The sequence below is a fragment of the Promicromonospora sp. Marseille-Q5078 genome (assembly GCF_050315395.1).
Classification (GTDB): Bacteria; Actinomycetota; Actinomycetes; order Actinomycetales; family Cellulomonadaceae; genus Isoptericola.
In genome coordinates, this window is the sequence record NZ_JBNPQG010000001.1 from 2,749,344 (window position 1) to 2,769,299 (window position 19,956).

The following is a 19,956-nucleotide window of genomic DNA, read 5'->3' on the forward strand; positions in this document are numbered from 1 at the left end:
CACCGGCTCAGCGCCCACGACCGCGGTTGGCCAGCTTGGTGGCCGACCAGTCCGACGCGACCGCGAAGGTGCTGGTGGCGTGGAGGCCCGCGGTGGTCGCGGCCTCCTGGATCTCGTCGTGCCCGACGTGGCCGTCGCGGCCCGGCTTCGGCGTCAGCAGCCAGATCAGGCCGCCGTCGTCGAGCACTGTCAGGACGTCGACCATCATGTCCGTCAGGTCGCCGTCGTCGTCGCGCCACCAGAGAATGACGCCGTCCGTGACGTCGTCGTAGTCCTCGTCGACCAGCTCGCTGCCGATCACGGACTCGACGTCAGCCCGCAGCGCGTCGTCGACGTCCTCTCCCCACCCGAACTCCTGCACCACCTGGCCGGGGGCGAACCCGAAGCGTGCTACCGGGGATTCCGCCTGCTTACCCACGTTGGACCTTCGTTCCTCTCCTCGAACCTCTACCGTCGCGCGCACGACACGCTCTTCGGTCGTGTGCGCCAACGTAGTCCACCGGACGCGGCGCCGCCCGGCAACCCCCGAGGACCACCCGGTTTGCCGGACGCCGCCCCTGGACAGTGACGTCGGCAACATCGGAGGGCCCGGGCATGACGTAGATCACGGATCCTTGACCGCGCGATGGTGTTCCCCCGGCCCGTCTGGGGACACAATGAGTGATGACCACCCGTTCGTGGTCCGCACCGTCGCGACCACGCGTCGCGGTGCCCTCACGACGGGATGCCTGACACGGACCGGGGCGGCGACCATGTGCTGCCACCGTCCGAAGATGAGAGAGGTTGCTGGTGGCTTCGTACGACGAGACCGGACCGTTGATCAACGGCCTGCTCAGCGCCGTCCCGGACATCGACCCCGCCGAGACCGGCGAGTGGGTCGAGTCGTTCGACGGTCTGATCGACGACAAGGGCGGCCCCCGGGCCCGCTACGTCATGCTCAACCTGCTGCGTCGCGCGCGGGAGCGCAACGTGCACATCCCTGCGACGTTCGCGACGCCCTACGTCAACTCGATCGCCGTGCACGACGAGCCGTACTTCCCCGGCGACGAGGCGATGGAGCGTCGCTACCGCTCGTGGATCCGCTGGAACGCCGCCGTCATGGTGACGCGCGCCCAGCGTCCCGACGTGGCGGTGGGCGGCCACATCTCGTCCTACGCGTCGGTGGCGACGCTGTACGAGGTGGGCCTGAACCACTTCTTCCGCGGCAAGGACCACCCGGGCGGTGGCGACCAGGTGTACTTCCAGGGCCACTCCTCGCCCGGCCAGTACGCCCGCAGCTTCCTCGAGGGCCGCATGTCCGCCGAGCAGCTCGACGGCTTCCGCCAGGAGAAGTCGCACGCCGGCGGCGGCCTGCCCTCGTACCCGCACCCGCGGATGCTGCCCGAGTTCTGGGAGTTCCCGACCGTCTCGATGGGCCTCGGCCCGGCGTCGGCGATCTACCAGGCGTGGACGAACAAGTACCTGCACAACCGCGGTATCAAGGACACGAGCCAGCAGGACGTGTGGGCGTACCTCGGCGACGGCGAGATGGACGAGCCCGAGTCGCGCGGCATGCTGCAGCTCGCGGCGCACCAGTCGCTCGACAACCTGACGTTCGTGGTGAACTGCAACCTGCAGCGCCTCGACGGCCCGGTCCGCGGCAACGGCAAGATCATCCAGGAGCTGGAGGCCCAGTTCAAGGGTGCCGGCTGGAACGTCATCAAGGTCGTCTGGGGCCGCGAGTGGGACGCCCTGCTCAACGCGGACAAGGACCGCGCGCTGGTCAACCTCATGAACGCCACGCCCGACGGCGACTACCAGACCTACCGCGCGGAGTCCGGCGCGTTCATCCGCGAGCACTTCTTCGGCCGCGACCCGCGGACCAAGGCCCTCGTCGAGAACATGACCGACGACGACATCTGGAACATGAAGCGCGGCGGTCACGACTACCGCAAGATCTACGCGGCGTACTCCGCGGCGCGCGCCCACACGGGCCAGCCGACGGTCATCCTGGCGCAGACGGTCAAGGGCTACGCCCTCGGCTCCAGCTTCGCGGGCCGCAACGCCACGCACCAGATGAAGAAGGTCAAGAACGAGGACCTCAAGGCGCTGCGCGACAACCTGCGGATCCCGCTGACGGACGAGCAGATCGACGCCGACCCGTACCTGCCCCCGTACTACCACCCGGGCATGGACGACGAGGCGATCCAGTACATGCTGGAGCGCCGCCGGCACCTGGGCGGCTTCCTGCCGGAGCGCCGGTCCACGCCGAAGGCGCTGACCCTGCCGGAGCCGAAGGCCTACGAGATCCTCAAGAAAGGCTCCGGCACGCAGCACGTGGCCAGCACCATGGCCTTCGTGCGCCTGCTCAAGGACCTCATCAAGGACAAGGAGTTCGGCAAGCGCGTCGTGCCGATCATCCCGGACGAGGCCCGCACCTTCGGTCTGGACGCGATCTTCCCGTCCGCGAAGATCTTCAACACGCAGGGGCAGAACTACCTCGCCGTGGACCGCGAGCTCATGCTGAGCTACAAGGAGTCCGAGTCCGGGCAGATCATGCACACCGGCATCAACGAGGCCGGGTCCGCCGCGGCCTTCCAGTCCGTGGGCACGTCGTACGCGACGCACGGCGAGGCCATGGTGCCGGTCTACATCTTCTACTCGATGTTCGGTTTCCAGCGCACCGGCGACCAGTTCTGGGCGGCCGGCGACCAGCTCGCCCGCGGCTTCATCATCGGCGCCACCGCCGGCCGCACCACCCTGACCGGTGAGGGCCTGCAGCACGCCGACGGCCACTCGCCGCTCATCGCCGGCACCAACACGGCGATGGTGCAGTACGACCCGGCGTACGGCTACGAGATCCGCCACATCGTGCGCGACGGCATCGAGCGCATGTACGGCGACGGGTCCGACGGTCGCGACCAGAACGTCATGTACTACCTCACGGTGTACAACGAGCCGATGATCCAGCCGGCCGAGCCGGAGGACGTGGACGTCGACGGCATCCTGCGCGGCATCCACCGCATCTCGGCGTCCGACGCCGAGGGGCCCAAGGCCCAGCTCCTCGCCTCCGGCGTGGGCGTGCCGTGGGCGCTCGAGGCGCAGCAGCTCCTCGCGGAGGACTGGGGCGTGTCGGCGGACGTGTGGTCCGTGACCAGCTGGAACGAGCTGCGTCGGGACGCGCTGGCCGCCGAGAAGGACGCCCTCGTCAACCCGACGGCCGAGCCGCGCACCCCGTACGTGACGCAGAAGCTGTCGGGCGCGCAGGGCCCGTTCGTCGCGACGAGCGACTACGACCACCTGGTGCCGGACCAGATCCGCGCCTGGGTGCCGGGCGACTACGCGGTGCTCGGGGCGGACGGCTTCGGCTTCTCCGACACCCGCGCGGCCGCGCGGCGCTTCTTCCTCATCGACGGCCCGTCGATGGTGGTCCGGACGCTGCAGCAGCTCGCCCGCCGCGGCGAGGTCCCGGCCGACGTCGTCGCCAAGGCGGTCGAGAAGTACCGCCTGCTCGACGTCAACGCCGGCACGTCCGGCGTCGCGGGCGGCGACAGCTGACGAGCCCGCCGCGTCAAGGGCCCCCGTCTGCCGGTCTCGACCGGCGGGCGGGGGCCCTTCCGCATCACCTCGACCGCGCTACCTCGGCGTGGTGCGCTCACGCGCCGCGATGGTCCGCGCGAGCTCCGCGCGCAGCTCCTCGGTGCCGGGACGCAGCGCCAGCGACTCCAGGTGCTGCCGCGCCTCGGCGGCGCGGCCGGCCTCCAGCGCCGCCAGCACGAGCTGACGGCCCACCTCCGGCGTGTGCTCGCGCACCCGCCAGTGGCCCACGCCCAGGCCGAGCGCCTCCGTGGGCACCCCGGCCTCGCGCAGGATCGCCAGCCCCTCGGCGAGCGCCTCGCCGCCCGGGTCGCGCTCGGCGGCGGTCGCGAGCCGCCGCGCCGCGCCCTCGGGGTCGTCGGCCACGGAGAGCCGCCCCAGCTCGAGCAGCGGGCGCCAGGCCCGCGGGTGGCCGGCGAGCTCCTCCGCGAGCGACCAGACGGCGAGGTCGGCGGCGCGCTGCTGCGCGGCCTCGTCCGTCGGGGCGGTGAGCGGGTCCTCCGCGTTGGGCGACTCGGCCGCGCGCCGGCGCACGACCTCGGCGAGCGCGTGGAAGGCGCGGGCGTCGTTCGGGTCGTCGGTCAGCATGGCCCGCAGGGCGTCCTCGTGGACGGTGTCCCCGCGCGGCTGCGAGGACGACGGCCGGCGCGCCCCCACCGTGGAGGCGGAGAACGGCCGGCGCAGCAGCTGCCGGAGCCGGGGCATGAGGGCCATGGGAACGACACTATCCAATGACGCCCGGGGCGGCCGGGCCGGGCGTCGGGCGACCGCATTTGTGCACTCCCCACAACGCCGCCCGTATCCTCGACCCATGACGAGCAGCCGCACCCCGACGCACACGGCCAGCGGGACCAGCGCCCCCGAGGGCGACGCCGGCCCCGCGACGGGCGGCGGCCCGACCCCCGTCTCCCGGGGCGAGAACGTCCAGCGGGTCCGCGAGGGCCTGGGCGTGCTCACCTCGGCCGCGATGCGCCGCCTCGACGAGGAGGTGCACTGGTACCGCCAGCTGCCGGCGGAGGACCGCTCGTACGTGGCCCTCGTGGCGCAGTCGGGCATCAACGCGTTCGTGAGCTGGTTCGCCGAGCCCACGCCCACCCCGCACGGCGTGGGCGAGATGTTCGCCGCCGCGCCGCCCGAGCTCACGCGCTCCATCTCCCTGCAGCACACCCTGCAGCTCGTGCGGCTCATGGTCGACGTCGTGGAGCAGCACTCCGACGAGATCGCCGCCCCCGGGTACGAGCGCGAGCTGCGCGAGGCCGTGCTGCGGTACTCGCGCGAGATCGCGTTCTCGGCCGCCGAGGTGTACGCCCGCGCCGCCGAGGTCCGCGGCGCCTGGGACGCGCGCCTCGAGGCGTTGGTCGTGGACGCCCTCGTGCGCGGCGACGGCGACGACTCGCTGCGCTCCCGCGTCTCGGCACTGGGATGGAGCGGCCGCGGCCAGGCGCTCGTCGTGGTGGGCGAGGCGACCACGCGGCTCGACGACGTGCGCACGGCCGAGCTGCGCCGGCTGGCCCGGCGCGCCGCCGGGGACGCCCTCGTGGGCATCCACGGCGACCGCCTGGTGCTGGTCCTGGGCGGCGAGGGCGACCTGGTCGCCGCCGCGACCTCGCTGCTGGACCGCTTCGGCCCCGGCCCCGTGGTGATCGGCGGCGTGGTGCCGGACGTGTCCGACGCCGCAGCCTCGGCGGCGGCGGCCCTGGCCGGCCTCGCCGCGGCGCCTGCCTGGCCGCAGGCCCCGCGCCCGGTGCTGGCCGACGAGATCCTCCCCGAGCGCGTGCTGACCGGCGACGTCACCGCGCGGCGCACCCTCGTGGCGCAGGCGTTCCGGCCGCTGCAGGAGGCGTCCGGCTCCGTGCTCGAGACCCTCTCCGCGTACCTCGGCACCGGCCGGTCCCTGGAGGCCGCCGCCCGTCGCCTGTACGTGCACCCCAACACCGTCCGGTACCGCCTGCGCAAGGTCTCCGAGATCACCGGGTGGGACCCGCTCGACGCGCGGGAGTCGTTCGTGCTGCAGGTCGCGCTGGCCCTCGGCCAGCTCGAGGGCGGCAGCACCGTGGGTTGAGCTGGTCGACACCAGGTCTCGGCAGGTTCGACCGGCGGCGCTCCTTGGAGGTTTCCCACAATCGCCTTCCGTGAGGTTCGTGCGGGTCGCGACGACTCGCGCGGACGGCGGGGTGGCACCGTGGGTCCGTGCTCGCCGTCGTCTGCCCTGGACAGGGCTCTCAGACCCCCGGGATGCTCAGCCCCTGGCTGGAGCTGCCCGGCACCGCCGACCTGCTCGACTCCTTCTCGGCCGCGGCCGGGACCGACCTCGCCCAGCACGGGACGACGTCGGACGCGGACACGATCCGCGACACCGCCGTGGCCCAGCCGCTGATCGTCTCGTCGTCGCTGCTCGCGCTGCGCGCGATCCTCGACGGGCGCGCCACGACCGAGGTCGTGGACGTCACGGCCGGTCACTCCGTCGGCGAGCTCAGCGCCGCGGCCGTCTCGGGCGCCCTGGACGACGCCGGCGCCGTCGGCCTCGTGTCCCACCGCGCGCGGGCGATGGCGGAGGCCGCGGCGGCCGCCCCGTCGGGCATGAGCGCCGTCGTGGGCGGCGAGCCCGACGAGGTGCTGGCCTCCATCGAGGCCGCCGGCCTCTTCCCCGCGAACGTCAACGGCGGCGGCCAGGTCGTCGCCGCCGGCGACCTGGAGCGACTGGCCGCGCTGGCCGCCGACCCGCCGGCGCGCGCCCGCGTCATCCCGCTGCAGGTGGCGGGCGCGTTCCACACGCCGTTCATGGAGTCCGCCCGCGTCGCGTTCTCGCAGGTCGCGACCGGCTGGCTCGCCACCGACCCGCGCCTGCCGTTCCTGTCCGACGCCGACGGTGCGTCCTACGACTCCCTCGGCGCGGGCGCGCACGGCCACGGCACGGCCACGGACGTCCTGGCCCGTCTCACCGCCCAGGTGACGGCCCCGGTGCGCTGGGACCTGTGCCAGGCCACGCTCGCCGAGCGCGGCGTCACCGGCATCCTCGAGCTCGCCCCCGGGGGCGTCCTCACCGGCCTGGCCAAGCGCGCGCTCAAGGGCGTCGAGTCGGTGGCCGTGAAGTCCCCCGACGACATCGAGGCCGCGCGCGACCTCGTCGCACGCCACTCCGTCGCCGCCGGCGCGGAGACCACGGCGTGACCCTGCCCGGCTCCGGCGCCCGCCCGGTGCTCCGCCAGGCCGAGCCGGTCCGATTCTCGCGGATCCTGGCGATCGCCGGGGAGCGCGGGGAGCGCGTCGTGACCAACGACGACGTCGCCGGCCCCATTGACTCCTCGGACGAGTGGATCCGCCAGCGCACCGGCATCGTGACGCGGCGGTACGCCGCCCCCGACGTCGACGTGCTCGACCTCGCCGAGGCGGCGGCCCGCAAGGCGCTCGACGCCGCCGGCCTCACCGGCGCCGACGTGGACGTCGTGATCCTGTCCACGGTGACGTACTTCCACCAGACGCCGTCGGGCGCCGCCGTGCTCGCCGACCGCCTCGGCGCGACGCCGGCCGCCGCGTACGACGTGTCGGCCGCCTGCGCCGGGTACGCGTACGGCATCGGCCAGGCCGACGCCCTGGTGCGTTCCGGCGCGGCACGGAACGTGCTTGTCGTCGGCGCCGAGAAGATGTCCGACTTCGTGGACCCGACCGACCGCTCCATCTCGTTCCTGCTGGGCGACGGGGCCGGCGCGGCCGTCGTCGGCCCCTCGGACACCCCGGGCATCGGCCCGACCGTCTGGGGTTCCGACGGGGCGAAGTCGCAGGCCATCCGGCAGACCCGTGGGTGGTCCGACCTCCGCGAGGACCCGACGGCCGGTTGGCCGACCCTGCGCCAGGACGGGCCCACCGTCTTCAAGTGGGCCAGCTTCCAGATGGCGCCGGTCGCGGCCAAGGCCCTGGCCGAGGCGGGCGTCGAGCCCGAGGACGTCCAGGTCTTCGTGCCGCACCAGGCGAACATGCGCATCATCGACCAGCTCGTGAAGCAGCTGCGGCTGCCCGAGAGCGTCGTCGTCGCCCGCGACATCGCGGAGACCGGCAACACGTCCGCCGCGTCGATCCCGCTCGCGACCGAGCGGCTGCTCGCCGAGGGGCGGGCGCGCCCCGGCGACCTCGCCCTGCAGATCGGCTTCGGCGCGGGCCTCGTCTACGCGGCACAGGTCGTCGTGCTGCCCTAGCCTCCGGTCACGCCCCGGGCAATCCTCGCCCGGGGTCGAGACCGACCCCCGTGGTGCGGGACAATCGCACCGCAACACCCCACGGTGCCGGACGGCCGGTACCCCGTTTCAAGGAGAGCGCACCCCATGGCTTACACCTCCCAGGAGATCCTCGAGGGTCTTGCCGAGATCGTCGCCGAGGAGACCGGTCTGCCGACGGACGCGGTCGCGAGCGAGAAGTCGTTCACGGACGACCTCGACATCGACTCGCTGTCGATGATGACGATCGTGACCCACGCCGAGGACAAGTTCGGCGTCCGCATCCCCGACGACGAGGTCAAGAACCTCACCACGGTCGGCGACGCCGTCTCGTACATCGAGGGTGCGCAGGCCGCGTGACGCCGCGCGGGCGGGCCGGTGACCCCGGCCCGCCCGGCAACCCGACCGACCCGTACCCGCTCTCACCTCAGGAGTGACCCACCCATGACTGCCGCACCCGCCTCGCGCGACGTCGTCGTCACCGGCCTCGGCGCCACCACCCCCCTCGGTGGCGACGCCCCCAGCACCTGGGCCGCGGCCCTCGCGGGCGAGTCGGGCGCGCGCACCCTCGACAACGACTGGGCGGAGAAGTACGGGCTCCCGGTCACCTTCGCCGCCACCATCAAGGTCACGCCCGACCAGGTCCTCTCGCGGCCCGAGACCAAGCGCATGGACCCGTCCACGCAGTACGCGATGGTCGCGGCCCGCGAGGCGTGGCAGGACGCCGGCGCCCCCGAGGTCGACGGCGAGCGGCTCGGCGCGGTGGTGTCGTCCGGCATCGGCGGCATCTGGACCACGCTGGACGGCTGGGACACCCTCCAGGAGCGCGGCGCCCGCCGCATGCTCCCGATGACGGTCCCGATGCTCATGCCCAACTCCCCCGCCGCGTACGTCTCGCTCGAGTTCGGTGCCAAGGCCGGGGCGCACGCCCTCGTCTCCGCCTGCGCGTCGGGCGCCGAGGCGATCGGCTACGGCGTCGACATGATCCGCAACGGTCGCGCCGACGTCGTGGTGTGCGGCGGCACCGAGGCCACGATCCACCCCATGCCCATCGCCGCGTTCGCCGCGTCGCGCACGCTGTCGCTGCGCAACGACGACCCGCAGCACGCGTCGCGCCCGTACGACGTCGACCGAGACGGCTTCGTCATCGGCGAGGGCGCGGCGATCGTCGTCCTCGAGAGCGCCGAGCACGCCGCGGCCCGGGGGGCGCGCGTCTACGCGAAGATCGCCGGTCTCGGCCTGTCCGCCGACGCGTTCCACATCACGTCCCCGGACCCGGAGGGCACCGGGCAGGTCTCCGCGATGCGGCGGGCCCTCGAGGACGCCGGCGTGACGTCGCGCGACGTCGTGCACGTCAACGCGCACGCCACCTCGACCAAGGTCGGCGACCTCACCGAGACCGCGTCGATCCGCACCCTCATGGGCGGCGAGGCCGACCACGTGCGGCTCTCGGCCACCAAGTCGATGACCGGTCACCTGCTGGGCGGCGCCGGCGCGCTCGAGGCCCTCTTCACGATCAAGGCGGTGTCGGAGCGGCTCGCGCCGCCCACCATCAACGTGGAGAACCCGGACCCCGAGCTCCAGGTGCCCCTGGTGCGCGACACCCCGGAGGCGCTCCCCGAGGGCGACATCGTCGCGATCAACAACTCGTTCGGCTTCGGCGGGCACAACGTCGCCCTCACGGTGACGAACGCCTGACCGGTCACGTCCGCACGGCCCGGCGTCCTCCTCGGACGCCACGACGCCCCGCCCCGGCAGCTGCCGGGGCGGGGCGTCGTCGTGGAGGACGGAACCGGGGCGGGGCTACCCGACCCGGTGCAGCCAGCGCACGGGGGCGCCGGCGCCGGCGTAGCGGAAGGGCTCGAGCTCGTCGTCCCAGGCGGTGCCGAGGGCGAGGTCGAGCGCCTCGCGCACGCCGCGACCGTCGTGGACGGACTCCATCGCGGCGCGCACGCGGTCCTCGGGCACCACGACGTTGCCGTGCACGTCCGTCATCGCGTGGAAGATGCCGAGGTCAGGGGTGTGCGACCAGCGCGCGCCGTCGGCGCCGTGGCTCGCCTCCTCCGTCACCTCGTAGCGCAGGTGGTCCCAGCCCCGCAGGGCAGAGGCCAACCGGGCACCCGTTCCCTGGGCGCCCTGCCACGAGTACTCGGCACGGAAGAGTCCGCGCCCCGCCGGCTGGGATGTCCAGTCCAGCGACACGCGCCCTCCGAGCACGTTGCCCGCCGCCCACTCGAGGTGAGGGCAGAGCGCACGGGGTGCCGAGTGCACGAACAGCACACCGCGGGTGATCGCACCAGCCATGTTGTCCTCCCTGGTTCCGAGGTCCGTCTTCCCCAACGTCCTCGAACCGGTAGGCCTTGCTGGTCAGCGAGCTCCTGACGGTGTGTCGTCTTGACACATCCTGCCCGATGGCGGGCGACCGTGCGAGAGGAAACGCGGACTTGAGCAGTCCTTGAGCACATCAGAGCCGTTCGCGGAGCTCCCGCATGGCCTTCTTGCGCACGCTGCGCTCGAGGCGGTCCAGGTAGAGCTTGCCGTCCAGGTGGTCGCTCTCGTGCTGCAGGCACCGCGCCATGAGGCCCGTGCCCTCGACCTCGACCTCGTTGCCGTCGAGGTCGGTGCCGACCACGCGCGCGTACCAGGCCCGGGTCGTCGGGTACCAGAGCCCCGGCACGGACAGGCAGCCCTCGTCGCCGTCCTGGGTCTCGTCGGAGAGCTCGACGATCCGCGGGTTGAGGACGTACCCGATCTCGTCGTCCACGTTCCAGGAGAAGGCCCGGAGGTTCACGCCGATCTGGTTGGCCGCGAGGCCCGCGCGCCCCTCGGCGTCGACGGTCTCGACCAGGTCCTCCACGAGGGACCGGACCCGGTCGTCGACGGTCGTGATCTCGTCGCACGGTGTGCGCAGCACGGGATCGGGCAGCACCCGGATGTCTCGCATCGCCATGGCCCGCATTCTCCCACGTCATGAACAGGTGCAGGCGCCGATTATCACAGTTTGATAACGTGCCGGACGATGCTGCAACGGATGACTGAGTCAACAACGCCGCCCGCCCCCAGCCCGCGGCGGGTAGCGCCTGCCGCGGGACGCCCGCGACTCGCGGCGCTCGACGGCCTCCGTTTCCTGGCCGCGATGGCGGTGCTCGCCTATCACTACGTCGCGGTCAACCACTCCGCCTGGGGTGCCCGTACCGAGGACTCGTTCCCGAACCTCCAGCCGGTCGCCGCCTTCGGCTCGTTCGGCGTCCAGCTGTTCTTCGTGATCAGCGGGTTCGTCATCCTCATGTCCGCGTGGGGCCGCGACGTGCGGTCGTTCGCCGCGTCCCGGGTCGGCCGGCTCTTCCCCGCGTACTGGTTGTCGGTCGCCGCCGTCGTCCTGCTGCTCGTGGTCGTCGCGCCCGGGACCAAGGCCGTCGGCATCCCCGAGACCGCCGCGAACCTCACGATGGTGCAGCGCGCGTTCGGGGTCCAGGACATCGAGTCGGTCTACTGGACCCTCTGGGCCGAGCTGCGGTTCTACGTGCTCGTGGCGATCCTCCTCGCCGTCGGGATGACGCGGAACCGGATCGTGGCGTTCGCCGCGATCTGGCCCGTCGTGGCCGCCATCGCCGTCCGGTCGGAGAGCACGCTGTGGTCCACGGTCCTCGTGGGCACCGACGCGCCCCTGTTCGCCGGCGGCATGGTGCTCTACCTGCTCACCAAGGAGCGGCGCTCCCTCGTGCTCTGGCTCGTGCTGGGGCTCAACGTCGCCCTCGCGGGCGTGATCTCCGGGCACAGCCAGGCGCTGCGGATCGCCACCAGCACGGACGTGACCGTCGGCCCGCAGACGTACTGGATCGCGATCGTGACCTGCTTCGTGCTCGTCGCCCTCGTCGCGCTCACGCGTCTCGACCGGTTGTCGTGGCGGTGGCTCACGGTGGTGGGTGCCCTGACCTACCCGCTGTACCTGCTGCACTCGTCGTGGGGCCAGTGGCTCATCGGCAAGACCAGCCCGCACCTGCCGGCGGCCGTCACGTTCGCCGCCGTCACCGTGGTGATGCTCGCCGCCGCCTACCTCGTGCACCGCTTCGTCGAGCGTCCGTTCGGTCCGCGCCTGCGCCGAGCGGTGGATCGCGACCTCGAGCGAAAGAGCCGCGCGCTCGGCCGCTCGCCGCTCGAGGCGCGCGGCGCTCAGCCGCCCGAGCCGGAGGCTGCCGCGTCCCGGTAGGCCTGCAGGACGCGCGAGCCCATGGTTTGGCCTCCATGTCCCGCGTCAGCGCCGGTATGCTCGCCGCGCGCCCCGTTAGCTCAGCTGGTCAGAGCAGTCGACTCATAATCGATCGGTCGCCGGTTCAAGTCCGGCACGGGGCACCCGGTGCCGGGTCGCGGTGGCAACGACATCCACCTGGGTACGGACTCAGCGGGCCCAACGGCGGAAGTCGTCGTCGGACATGGGGACCACCCGCGACGCCAGCGTCGCCACCTCGGCCTCCGACGCACCGTTGGCCGTGACGGACACGTGCCACCCGTCGGGCACGCCGGTCGCCTCGCACCGGACCTGTGCGTCCACCACGGCCGGCCGTCCGGCGTCGGCCCGGCACGTGGGAGCGTCGCCGCCGTCGGACGACCCCCCGGGGCGGGTGGTGATCACCGAGTAGGAGTAGCCCGGTCCGGAGTACGCCACGTCGGCGGTGTCCGCTCCGACGTGCGCGTCGTAGAGCACGAGGTCCGGGTCGTCGAGGACGTACGGGCGGACGAGGCCGTCGAGCCGCTCGTCCAGCCGCTCCGACTCCCCGGCCCGGTGGGCCACGACGAACCCGCCTGCGACGAGAGCAAGGACGACGACCCCTCCGAGCGCCCATCTGCCGGGCAGCGCCAGGGCAGCGACCCCGGCGGCGAGCGGACCCGCCGCCAGCGCGACGAACCCGATCGCCACGACGGGTTCGCGCGCTGTGGCGAGGAAGTAACCGCCACAGACGACGAACGCCACGAGGGGCCCCGCCGCACCGAACGCCTTGCCGGGCCCGCCGCGCCTCCGCATGAGCGCCGCGCCCAGCACGGCGGCAACCAGAGCGGGGACGAGCATCAGCGCGTAGACGCCGTCGGCTCCGAAGGCCCCGCCCACGAAGGCGTAGGACACGAACGGCACCGCGGCGTACGTCACGAGGGCGACCCCCACCAACCCGCCGAGGTCACGCCATGTCACCTGGGCCGGCTCGGGCGGTGCCGGCGGCGACCACGGCCGCGCGAGCTCAGTCACGGACCCTCCTTCTGCGGCGGACGGCACTCCGGTGTGTCGGCATGCCGCACATCATGCCGTGCCTTCACCGGGGCACCACCGTCACCGCTACCGTGGCGCCATGTGGTTCCGCCGCTCCCCTCTGCCCGACGACGTGCGCCGCGCCCTCCCCCTGGCCCGCGGGGAGCGGATCCTCGCGGCGGCCGAGCTCGCCGACGGCCGCTGGGCCGTGGCGACGAACGCCGACCTGGTCGTCGTGGGCCCGGCCCCGCAGGACGTCGCGACGCGCCGCCCGTGGTGCGACGTCGACCGGGGGGTGTTCGACCCCGAAAGGTCCGAGCTCTCCGTCGAGTGGGTCGACGCCGCGCCCGACACCGTGCTGCGGCTCGTCGACGCCGAGCGCACCTCGTTCCCCCAGGCCCTGCGCGAGCGCGTCCAGTGGTCGGTGGTGCTCGCCGAGACCGTCGCGGTGCCCGGCGGGGGCGACGTGAAGGTCGCGGTGCGGCGCACGGCCGACGGCCGGCTCTTCTCCCAGGCGGTCGCCGGGCCGGGCGTCGACCTCGCCGACCCTGCCGTCGCCCGTGTGGTGGACGCCACGGAGTCCAGGGTCCGGGGAGCGTCCGGGCTACCCGTGTGAGCCTGGTATCGTTCTTTCCGGTTCGAAGGCCGCTGGCCGGACGACCACGCGATCCCGCGTAGCTCAGCTGGCAGAGCATCCGACTGTTAATCGGACGGTCGTTGGTTCAAGTCCAACCGCGGGAGCACACGAGAAAGGCCCCTGACCTGCAGACGCGGGACAGGGGCCTTCGTCGTGGTGCGGACGCGCCTGCGTGCGGTCAGGGCAGCTCGTCGCCCGCCCACGGGTAGGACGGCTGCGCACCGGCCCCACGGACGGCGAACGCTCCGACGCGCGCGGCGAGCCGGGCTGCGCCGGCCAGGTCGCTCCCCCGTGCGAGCTCCGCGGCCAGGGCGCCGACGAACGCGTCGCCCGCGCCCGTGGTGTCGACCGCATCCACCCGCGGCGCGGGCACGGAGACGACCTCCCCGGCACCGTCGGCGCCGGCCACGGAGACCAGCGCGCCCTGCGGGCCGCGGGTCAGCACGACGGACGGCACCCCGAGCGCCCGCAGCCGCGCGACGACCTCCTCGTCGGCGACGGCGCGGCCGGCCGCGCCGTCGCCGGGCTCGAGGAGGCCGAGCGCGCCGTGCGCCTCGTGCTCGTTGACCACCAGCGGGTCGGCGCGGCGCAGCACCGCGGGGTCGACGTCGATCACGGGCGCGAGATTGACCACCACCCGTCCGCCGGCGAGCCCGGCCGCCGCCTCGACCCCGTCCCGGGGGATCTCGCCCTGCAGCACGACGACCGCTGCGCCGGCGAGGAGGTCGGCGTGCCGGCCGACGAACCCGGCGTCGACGGCCGCGTTCGCCCCCGGGATCACGACGATCGAGTTCTCGCCGTCCGCCGCGACCGTCACGACCGCGACGCCCGTGCTGCCCTCCACGGTGACGAGCCGTGCGAGGTCCACCCCGGCGTCGCGCAGCCCCGAGGTCGCCGCGTGGGCGAACTCGTCGTCGCCGACCGCGCCGACGAACGCGACCCGCGCCCCCAGACGCGCGGCCGCCACCGCCTGGTTGGCGCCCTTGCCGCCCGGCAGCACGGCCAGGTCGCGGCCGAGCACGGTCTCCCCCGGCGCCGGGTGCACGGCGGTCCGCGCCAGCAGGTCGGCGTTGGCGGAGCCGACCACGACGACGGACGGCGGGAGGTCGGGCGGGCTGTCGGTCATGGTCTCTCCGTCGGGTCTGGCGGGCTGTGGGCGGCGGGCGGGTGACGGGCGGCGGTCAGAGGCCGCGCAGGCGCTCGACCAGGTGCGGGGCCAGCGGCGCGTCCGTCGCGAGGACGACGCGGGTGCGGGCACCCGGGACGTCGGGGTACCCGGCGTACCGGCCCCGCAGGTCGCACAGCGTCTGGCCGCGACCGGGCCCGCGGGTGGCGTCGACGACGACCGGCACGCGCGGGGCCAGGGTGGCGGTCACGCCACCGACCGCGAGCGCCGCCGCGAGCGGGTCGTGCAGCGCGGAGCACCGGCGCCCGTACGCGGGCACGTGGAAGCCGAAGTACAGGTCGAGCACCTCGCCGAGCCAGGGGGCCAGCGCGGTGCCCGCCTCGAGCAGCGCCTTGCGGTCGGTCTCCTCGAGGAGGTTCGCCATCGTCACGTCGAGCGGCACGAGCACGACGTCCCAGTCGGCCGACAGCACCTCCGCGGCCGACTCGGGGTCGTTGGCGATGTTCGCCTCCGCGACCGGCGACACGTTGCCCGGGTGCAGGGCGGCGCCGCCCATGATCGTCACGTCGTGCACCCGCGCCGGGAGGGACGGGTCCTCGCGGAGGGCGAGCGCGAGGTTGGTGAGGGGCCCGACCGCGACCACCCGCAGCCCGCCGGCGTGCTCGTGCGACAGCCGGAGCAGCAGCTCCACCGCGGACTCCGCCACGGGCTCGCGGCCCGACGGCGGGAGGGCGACGTCGCCCACCCCGTTGCGTCCGTGGACGTGCGGCGCCCCGCCGGCGTAGGTGCCCGCGAGCGGGTCGTGCGCGCCCACGGCGACGGGCACGTCGTCCCGGCCCGCGAGCGCCAGCAGGTCGAGGGTGTTCACCGCGCCCTGGCGGGCGTCGATGTTGCCGCTGACGCTGCCGACGCCGACCAGGTCCACCTCCGGCGAGGCGAGCAGGTATGCGAGGGCGAGCGAGTCGTCGACCCCCGTGTCGCAGTCGAGGTACAGCGGCGCGGCGGGCAGGGACGGCGTGGTGGCAGAGCGCTCGGTCACAGAGGGTCCTTCGGGTGGTGGGCGGCGGGGTCCAGTGTCGCGCACGAGCCGCGCCGTCGCGGCCACCGGACCGGGGTGGCGGGAATACATGCCGCGGGCGCCGGGCTTGTGCCAGACGTGCCCTCGACCGGTCGTGCCTCCGTCGGCCTGCGCTCCGAGCGCGGCCCCATCCTGCTGTCCCTGATGCTCGCGACGGCGCTGGTCGCGCTCGACGCCACGATCATCGCCACGGCGTCGGCGACGATCGCCCGCGAGCTCGGCGGCTTCGACCAGCTCCCCTGGCTGTTCTCCACCTACCTGCTCGCCCAGGCCGTGAGCACGCCGGTGTTCGGCCGCCTGGCCGACGTCCTCGGGCGCAAGCGCCTGATGCTCGTCGGCGTCGGGCTCTTCTTCGCCGGTTCCCTGGTCGCAGGCCTCGCCCCGACCATGGGCGTGCTCATCGCCGGGCGCGTGCTCCAGGGCCTCGGCGCCGGCGCCGTGATGCCCGTGTCGATGACGATCGCGGCCGACATCTACACCCTGGAGGAGCGGGCCAAGACCCAGGGCTACCTCGCGTCGGTCTGGGCGATCTCCGCCGTCGTCGGCCCCACCCTGGGCGGCGTGTTCTCGCAGTTCACGAGCTGGCGATGGATCTTCCTCGTCAACATCCCCCTCTGCCTGCTCGCCGCCTGGATGCTCGCCCGCCGCTACCACGAGCCCGCGCGCGAGGGCGCCCGCGAACCGATCGACTACCTCGGCGCCGCGCTCCTCGCGGGGGGCAGCACGCTGCTGCTGCTCGGCCTGCTCGAGGGCGGCACCCGCTGGGCGTGGGGCTCGCTGCCGTCGGTGGTGGTCTTCGCCGTCGCGGTGCTGCTGCTCGTCGCGTTCGTCGTGCAGGCGCGCCGCGCGCGGCACCCGATCGTGGACCTCGCCATCCTGCGCCGCCGGGTCGTCGGCGTCTCGACCGCCGTCTCCCTGCTCGTGGGGGTCGTCGTCCTGGCGCTGTCCACCTATGTGCCGATCTACGCGCAGGGCGTGCTCGGCACCGGCCCGCTCGTCGCGGGGTTCGCCCTGGCCGCCATGACGATCGGCTGGCCCCTGTCGGCCTCGAACGCCGGGCGCTTCTACCTGCGGATCGGCTTCCGCCTCACTGCCGTGATCGGCACGACGCTCGTCGTCGTCGGGACGGCGCTCACGCTGCTGCTGGGCTCCGGGTCGTCCGTGCTCGCCGTCGCGGGCGCGTGCTTCGTCATCGGGGCGGGCATGGGCCTCACCGCGGTGCCGACGCTCATCGCCGCCCAGTCGCAGGCGTCCTTCGCCGAGCGCGGCGCCGTCACCGGCACGAACATGTTCGCCCGGTCGCTCGGCTCGGCCGTCGGCGTGGCGGTCTGCGGCGCGATCGTCAACGCGCGCACCACCGTCGGCGCGGACGGCACCCCGGAGGGCCCCGGCCTGATGTCCGCGATCCACCTCGTGTTCGCCCTGCTGGTCGCCGTCGCAGCGGTGCTGGTCGTGCTCGCCACGTTCATGCCCACCGACCTGGAGGAGGCGCGCGAGCGCCGCGCGCAGACGGCGGGCGCCGCCCCGGCCTGAGCGGCCACCCGTAGGGTCGCCGCCATGGGACTCATCTCGGCGCACGGGCCGCAGATCGTGCTGGAGACCGACCGGCTGCTGCTGCGCCCGTGGCGCGTGCCCGAGGCCGTCGTCCAGCGCGAGCTGTGGACCGAGCGCGACCCGCGCGTCCCCCCGCGCCGCCGGATCGACGCCGACGGCCGCCCCACCCTCGCGGACGTCGAGGACTGGATCCGCAGCGGCTCCCGGCCGCCTACGCTCGGGCTGCTGGCGGCGGAGCGCAAGGGGGCCGGGGACGTCGTCGGGTACTGCGGGCTCGTCGCCGGCACGGACCTGCCGCCCGACGAGCCCGAGCTGGCGTACGAGCTGCTGCGCCGGACCTGGGGGCAGGGGTACGCGACCGAGGCCGGGGCGGCGGTGCTGGGCTGGGCGCGGGAGTCGGGCTACCGGCGGCTGTGGGCCACGGTCCGCGACTGGAACGTCGCGTCGCTCCGGGTGCTGGCGAAGCTGGGGTTCGTCGCGTCCGGGCGCGTGGACCGGGACGAGGTCCACGGGGACTCGCTGTACCTGACCATGCCCCTGTGACGCCGCCGGGCACCGCTGCGGCTGCCCGGGAGCGTGCTCAGCCGCCGTCGCGCAGCGTGCGGCGCTGCTGCTCGATGGCGAGCAGGTCGGTGAACGCCTGCTGGTAGGCGGCCGGGTCCTTCTCCTGGTCCAGGCGCTGCAGGCGGCTCTTCGCGTGGGCGATGCGGCGGGTCAGGCCGAGATCCACGAGAGCGCGCACGACGTCCGCCACGTACGCCCCGATGACCGACTCGCGGTCCTCGGGCACCGGCGCGACCGCGAGCTCCGTGACCAGCGGCGCCACCATCTCGGGGGCCTCCTCCACCACGGCCTCCACCCACCGGCCGCCGCCGACGTCGCGGCCGGCGGCGACGCCGCCCGCGGCACGGATCGCGTCGTGCACCGCCCGCCACGCGGGCACCCCGAACGCGTCCTCGCCCAGCTCGTCGAACGACGCGGGCACGTGCTGCGGGTACTGCAGCACGACGATCAGCGCCTGGCGCTCCAGCCGCGCCACCGGGTCGCGCGGGTCGGGCGCCGCGAGGACGGGGACCGCGGGCGTCGCCTCCGGCTCGCCCCGCGCGTCGCGGCGACGGTCCTGCTCCGGCTGCCGCGCCCGCGACGGCGCCGAGGCGGCGCGCGCCACCTCCCGCCGCACGTCCTCCGTGTCGATGCCGATCCACCGCGCGAGCGAGCGCGCGTACCCGAGCTGCATCGACCGGTCGCGGATGCCGGACACCAGCGGCGCGGCGGCGCGCAGCGCCCCGACGCGGCCCTCGACGGTGTCGAGGTCGAAGGTGTCGAGCGTGGTGCGGATGACGAACTCGAACAGCGGCTGCCGGCCGTCCACCAGGGCGCGTACCGCCTCCGGGCCGCGGGCCATCCGCAGCTCGCACGGGTCCATGCCGCCCTGCTCGACCGCCACGAACGTCTGGGCGTGGAACCGCTGGTCCTCGCCGAAGGCGCGCACGGCGGCCTTCTGCCCCGCGGCGTCGCCGTCGAACGTGAAGATCACCTCGCCGCCGAGGGACGCGCCCGAGGCGAGCTGCAGCCCGCCGCCGGCGGTGGTGTCGCCGAGCAGGCGCCGCACCACCTTGGCGTGGTCGCCGCCGAAGGCGGTGCCGCAGGTGGCCACCGCCGACTCCACGCCGGACAGGTGCGCCGCCATGACGTCGGTGTACCCCTCGACGATCACCACGCGCTTGCCCTGCGCGATCGTCTTCTTCGCCAGGTCGATGCCGTAGAGCACCTGGGACTTCTTGTAGAGGGACGTCTCGGGGGTGTTGAGGTACTTCGGACCCTGATCGTCGTCGTACAGGCGACGGGCGCCGAAGCCGATCACCGCGCCCGTGACGTCGCGGATCGGCCACACCAGGCGGCCGCGGAACCGGTCGTAGATGCCCCTCTGTCCCTGGCTGACGAGCCCGGACGCGACCAGCTCGGCCTGGGTGAACCCGCGACCCTGCAGGTGGCGCAGCAGCGCGTCCCAGCCCGTGGGGGCGTAGCCGACGCCGAAGTGCTCGGCGTCCGCGCGGTCGAAGCTGCGCTCCGCGAGGAACGCGCGCCCGGCCTGCGCGCCGGGGCCGAAGAGCTGCTCGGCGTAGAACTCGGCGGCCACCTTGTGCGCCTCGATCAGGCGCTGCCGCTTGCCCGGCTCCTCGCGCCGCCCGCGGTCCGCCGCGGCGCCCGTGCGCGAGTCCTCGTAGCGCAGCTGCACGCCTGCCCGGTCCGCCAGGTACTCGACGGCGTCGGTGAAGCCCATGCCGTCGATCTTCTGCACGAAGGAGATGGCGTCGCCGCCCTCGCCGCAGCCGAAGCAGTGCCAGCGGCCGACGCCGGGGCGCACGTGGAACGACGGCGAACGCTCGTCGTGGAAGGGGCACAGGCCCTTGAGGGAACCGACGCCGGCCGGCTTGAGCGTGACGTGCGCCGAGACGATCTCCTCGATCCGCGCGCGCTCGCGGACCGCCTCGACGTCCTCCCGCTTGATCAGCCCTGCCACGTGCGCAG

18 protein-coding genes and 2 tRNA genes are annotated in these 19,956 nt (G+C 73.9%); 12 read left to right on the top strand and 8 right to left on the bottom strand.

Annotated elements, in window-relative coordinates; translation table 11 throughout:
- Window positions 1-7: 7 nt before the first annotated feature.
- Window positions 8-418, bottom strand: coding sequence for a DUF3052 domain-containing protein (locus ACQFYA_RS12865; RefSeq protein WP_499124734.1), 411 nt, complete (start codon window positions 416-418; stop codon window positions 8-10).
- Between the two features lie 371 nt (window positions 419-789).
- Here ACQFYA_RS12865 and aceE point away from each other — a divergent pair, with 371 nt between their 5' ends.
- Window positions 790-3,537 carry a pyruvate dehydrogenase (acetyl-transferring), homodimeric type gene (aceE, locus tag ACQFYA_RS12870; protein WP_499124737.1) on the top strand — a complete coding sequence of 916 codons (2,748 nt, stop codon included), beginning with the start codon at window positions 790-792 and terminating at the stop codon, window positions 3,535-3,537.
- Between the two features lie 78 nt (window positions 3,538-3,615).
- Here the strand turns inward: aceE and ACQFYA_RS12875 are convergent, their stop codons facing one another.
- Window positions 3,616-4,290: a hypothetical protein gene (locus ACQFYA_RS12875; RefSeq protein WP_499124739.1), complete on the bottom strand. Its 675-nt coding sequence runs from the start codon at window positions 4,288-4,290 to the stop codon at window positions 3,616-3,618.
- Window positions 4,291-4,387: 97 nt separating this feature from the next.
- Here ACQFYA_RS12875 and ACQFYA_RS12880 point away from each other — a divergent pair, with 97 nt between their 5' ends.
- From ACQFYA_RS12880 to ACQFYA_RS12900, 5 genes are all read left to right on the top strand, one after another.
- A complete protein-coding gene (locus tag ACQFYA_RS12880; protein ID WP_499124742.1) occupies window positions 4,388-5,638 on the top strand; it encodes a PucR family transcriptional regulator in 1,251 nt (416 codons plus the stop codon).
- 128 nt (window positions 5,639-5,766) lie between these two features.
- Window positions 5,767-6,747 (top strand): ACP S-malonyltransferase, encoded by a 981-nt coding sequence (locus ACQFYA_RS12885; protein ID WP_499124743.1) that lies wholly within the window; start codon window positions 5,767-5,769, stop codon window positions 6,745-6,747.
- Complete coding sequence (locus ACQFYA_RS12890) at window positions 6,744-7,769, top strand: beta-ketoacyl-ACP synthase III (RefSeq protein WP_499124746.1); 1,026 nt, start codon at window positions 6,744-6,746, stop codon at window positions 7,767-7,769. The genes ACQFYA_RS12885 and ACQFYA_RS12890 overlap by 4 nt, the downstream gene beginning before the upstream one ends.
- Window positions 7,770-7,895: 126 nt before the next feature.
- Window positions 7,896-8,147 (top strand): acyl carrier protein, encoded by a 252-nt coding sequence (locus ACQFYA_RS12895; RefSeq protein WP_430579608.1) that lies wholly within the window; start codon window positions 7,896-7,898, stop codon window positions 8,145-8,147.
- Window positions 8,148-8,231: 84 nt separating this feature from the next.
- Complete coding sequence (locus ACQFYA_RS12900) at window positions 8,232-9,485, top strand: beta-ketoacyl-[acyl-carrier-protein] synthase family protein (protein WP_499124748.1); 1,254 nt, start codon at window positions 8,232-8,234, stop codon at window positions 9,483-9,485.
- 105 nt (window positions 9,486-9,590) lie between these two features.
- Here the strand turns inward: ACQFYA_RS12900 and ACQFYA_RS12905 are convergent, their stop codons facing one another.
- Together ACQFYA_RS12905 and def are read right to left on the bottom strand one after the other, a co-directional pair.
- Window positions 9,591-10,091: a DUF3145 domain-containing protein gene (locus tag ACQFYA_RS12905; RefSeq protein ID WP_499124749.1), complete on the bottom strand. Its 501-nt coding sequence runs from the start codon at window positions 10,089-10,091 to the stop codon at window positions 9,591-9,593.
- A gap of 160 nt (window positions 10,092-10,251) precedes the next feature.
- Window positions 10,252-10,737, bottom strand: a complete 486-nt coding sequence (gene def / locus ACQFYA_RS12910) for a peptide deformylase (protein ID WP_499124752.1) — start codon at window positions 10,735-10,737, stop codon at window positions 10,252-10,254.
- A gap of 81 nt (window positions 10,738-10,818) precedes the next feature.
- Between def and ACQFYA_RS12915 the strand changes: the two genes are divergently transcribed.
- Entirely contained in the window at window positions 10,819-11,997 is a 1,179-nt protein-coding gene (locus tag ACQFYA_RS12915; RefSeq protein WP_499124754.1) for an acyltransferase family protein, read from the top strand.
- Window positions 11,998-12,066: 69 nt separating this feature from the next.
- A tRNA-Ile gene (locus ACQFYA_RS12920) sits at window positions 12,067-12,140 on the top strand.
- A gap of 46 nt (window positions 12,141-12,186) precedes the next feature.
- Here ACQFYA_RS12920 and ACQFYA_RS12925 read toward each other — a convergent pair.
- A complete protein-coding gene (locus tag ACQFYA_RS12925; RefSeq protein ID WP_499124755.1) occupies window positions 12,187-13,029 on the bottom strand; it encodes a hypothetical protein in 843 nt (280 codons plus the stop codon).
- A gap of 100 nt (window positions 13,030-13,129) precedes the next feature.
- Between ACQFYA_RS12925 and ACQFYA_RS12930 the strand changes: the two genes are divergently transcribed.
- Window positions 13,130-13,645, top strand: a complete 516-nt coding sequence (locus ACQFYA_RS12930; protein ID WP_499124757.1) for a hypothetical protein — start codon at window positions 13,130-13,132, stop codon at window positions 13,643-13,645.
- 52 nt (window positions 13,646-13,697) lie between these two features.
- Window positions 13,698-13,770: transfer RNA gene (locus ACQFYA_RS12935), tRNA-Asn, on the top strand.
- A 74-nt stretch (window positions 13,771-13,844) separates the two neighbouring features.
- On the opposite strand, the gene ACQFYA_RS12940 is transcribed toward ACQFYA_RS12935, so the two are convergent.
- Both ACQFYA_RS12940 and ACQFYA_RS12945 read right to left on the bottom strand, forming a co-directional pair.
- Window positions 13,845-14,792 (bottom strand): ribokinase, encoded by a 948-nt coding sequence (locus ACQFYA_RS12940; protein ID WP_499124758.1) that lies wholly within the window; start codon window positions 14,790-14,792, stop codon window positions 13,845-13,847.
- Between the two features lie 55 nt (window positions 14,793-14,847).
- Window positions 14,848-15,831 (bottom strand): nucleoside hydrolase, encoded by a 984-nt coding sequence (locus ACQFYA_RS12945; protein ID WP_499124760.1) that lies wholly within the window; start codon window positions 15,829-15,831, stop codon window positions 14,848-14,850.
- 117 nt (window positions 15,832-15,948) lie between these two features.
- Between ACQFYA_RS12945 and ACQFYA_RS12950 the strand changes: the two genes are divergently transcribed.
- Together ACQFYA_RS12950 and ACQFYA_RS12955 are read left to right on the top strand one after the other, a co-directional pair.
- Entirely contained in the window at window positions 15,949-17,403 is a 1,455-nt protein-coding gene (locus ACQFYA_RS12950) for an MDR family MFS transporter (RefSeq protein WP_499124762.1), read from the top strand.
- Between the two features lie 24 nt (window positions 17,404-17,427).
- Window positions 17,428-17,967: a GNAT family N-acetyltransferase gene (locus tag ACQFYA_RS12955; RefSeq protein WP_499124764.1), complete on the top strand. Its 540-nt coding sequence runs from the start codon at window positions 17,428-17,430 to the stop codon at window positions 17,965-17,967.
- 37 nt (window positions 17,968-18,004) lie between these two features.
- On the opposite strand, the gene dnaG is transcribed toward ACQFYA_RS12955, so the two are convergent.
- Window positions 18,005-19,948, bottom strand: coding sequence for a DNA primase (dnaG, locus tag ACQFYA_RS12960; RefSeq protein ID WP_499124766.1), 1,944 nt, complete (start codon window positions 19,946-19,948; stop codon window positions 18,005-18,007).
- Between the last annotated feature and the right edge of the window lie 8 nt (window positions 19,949-19,956).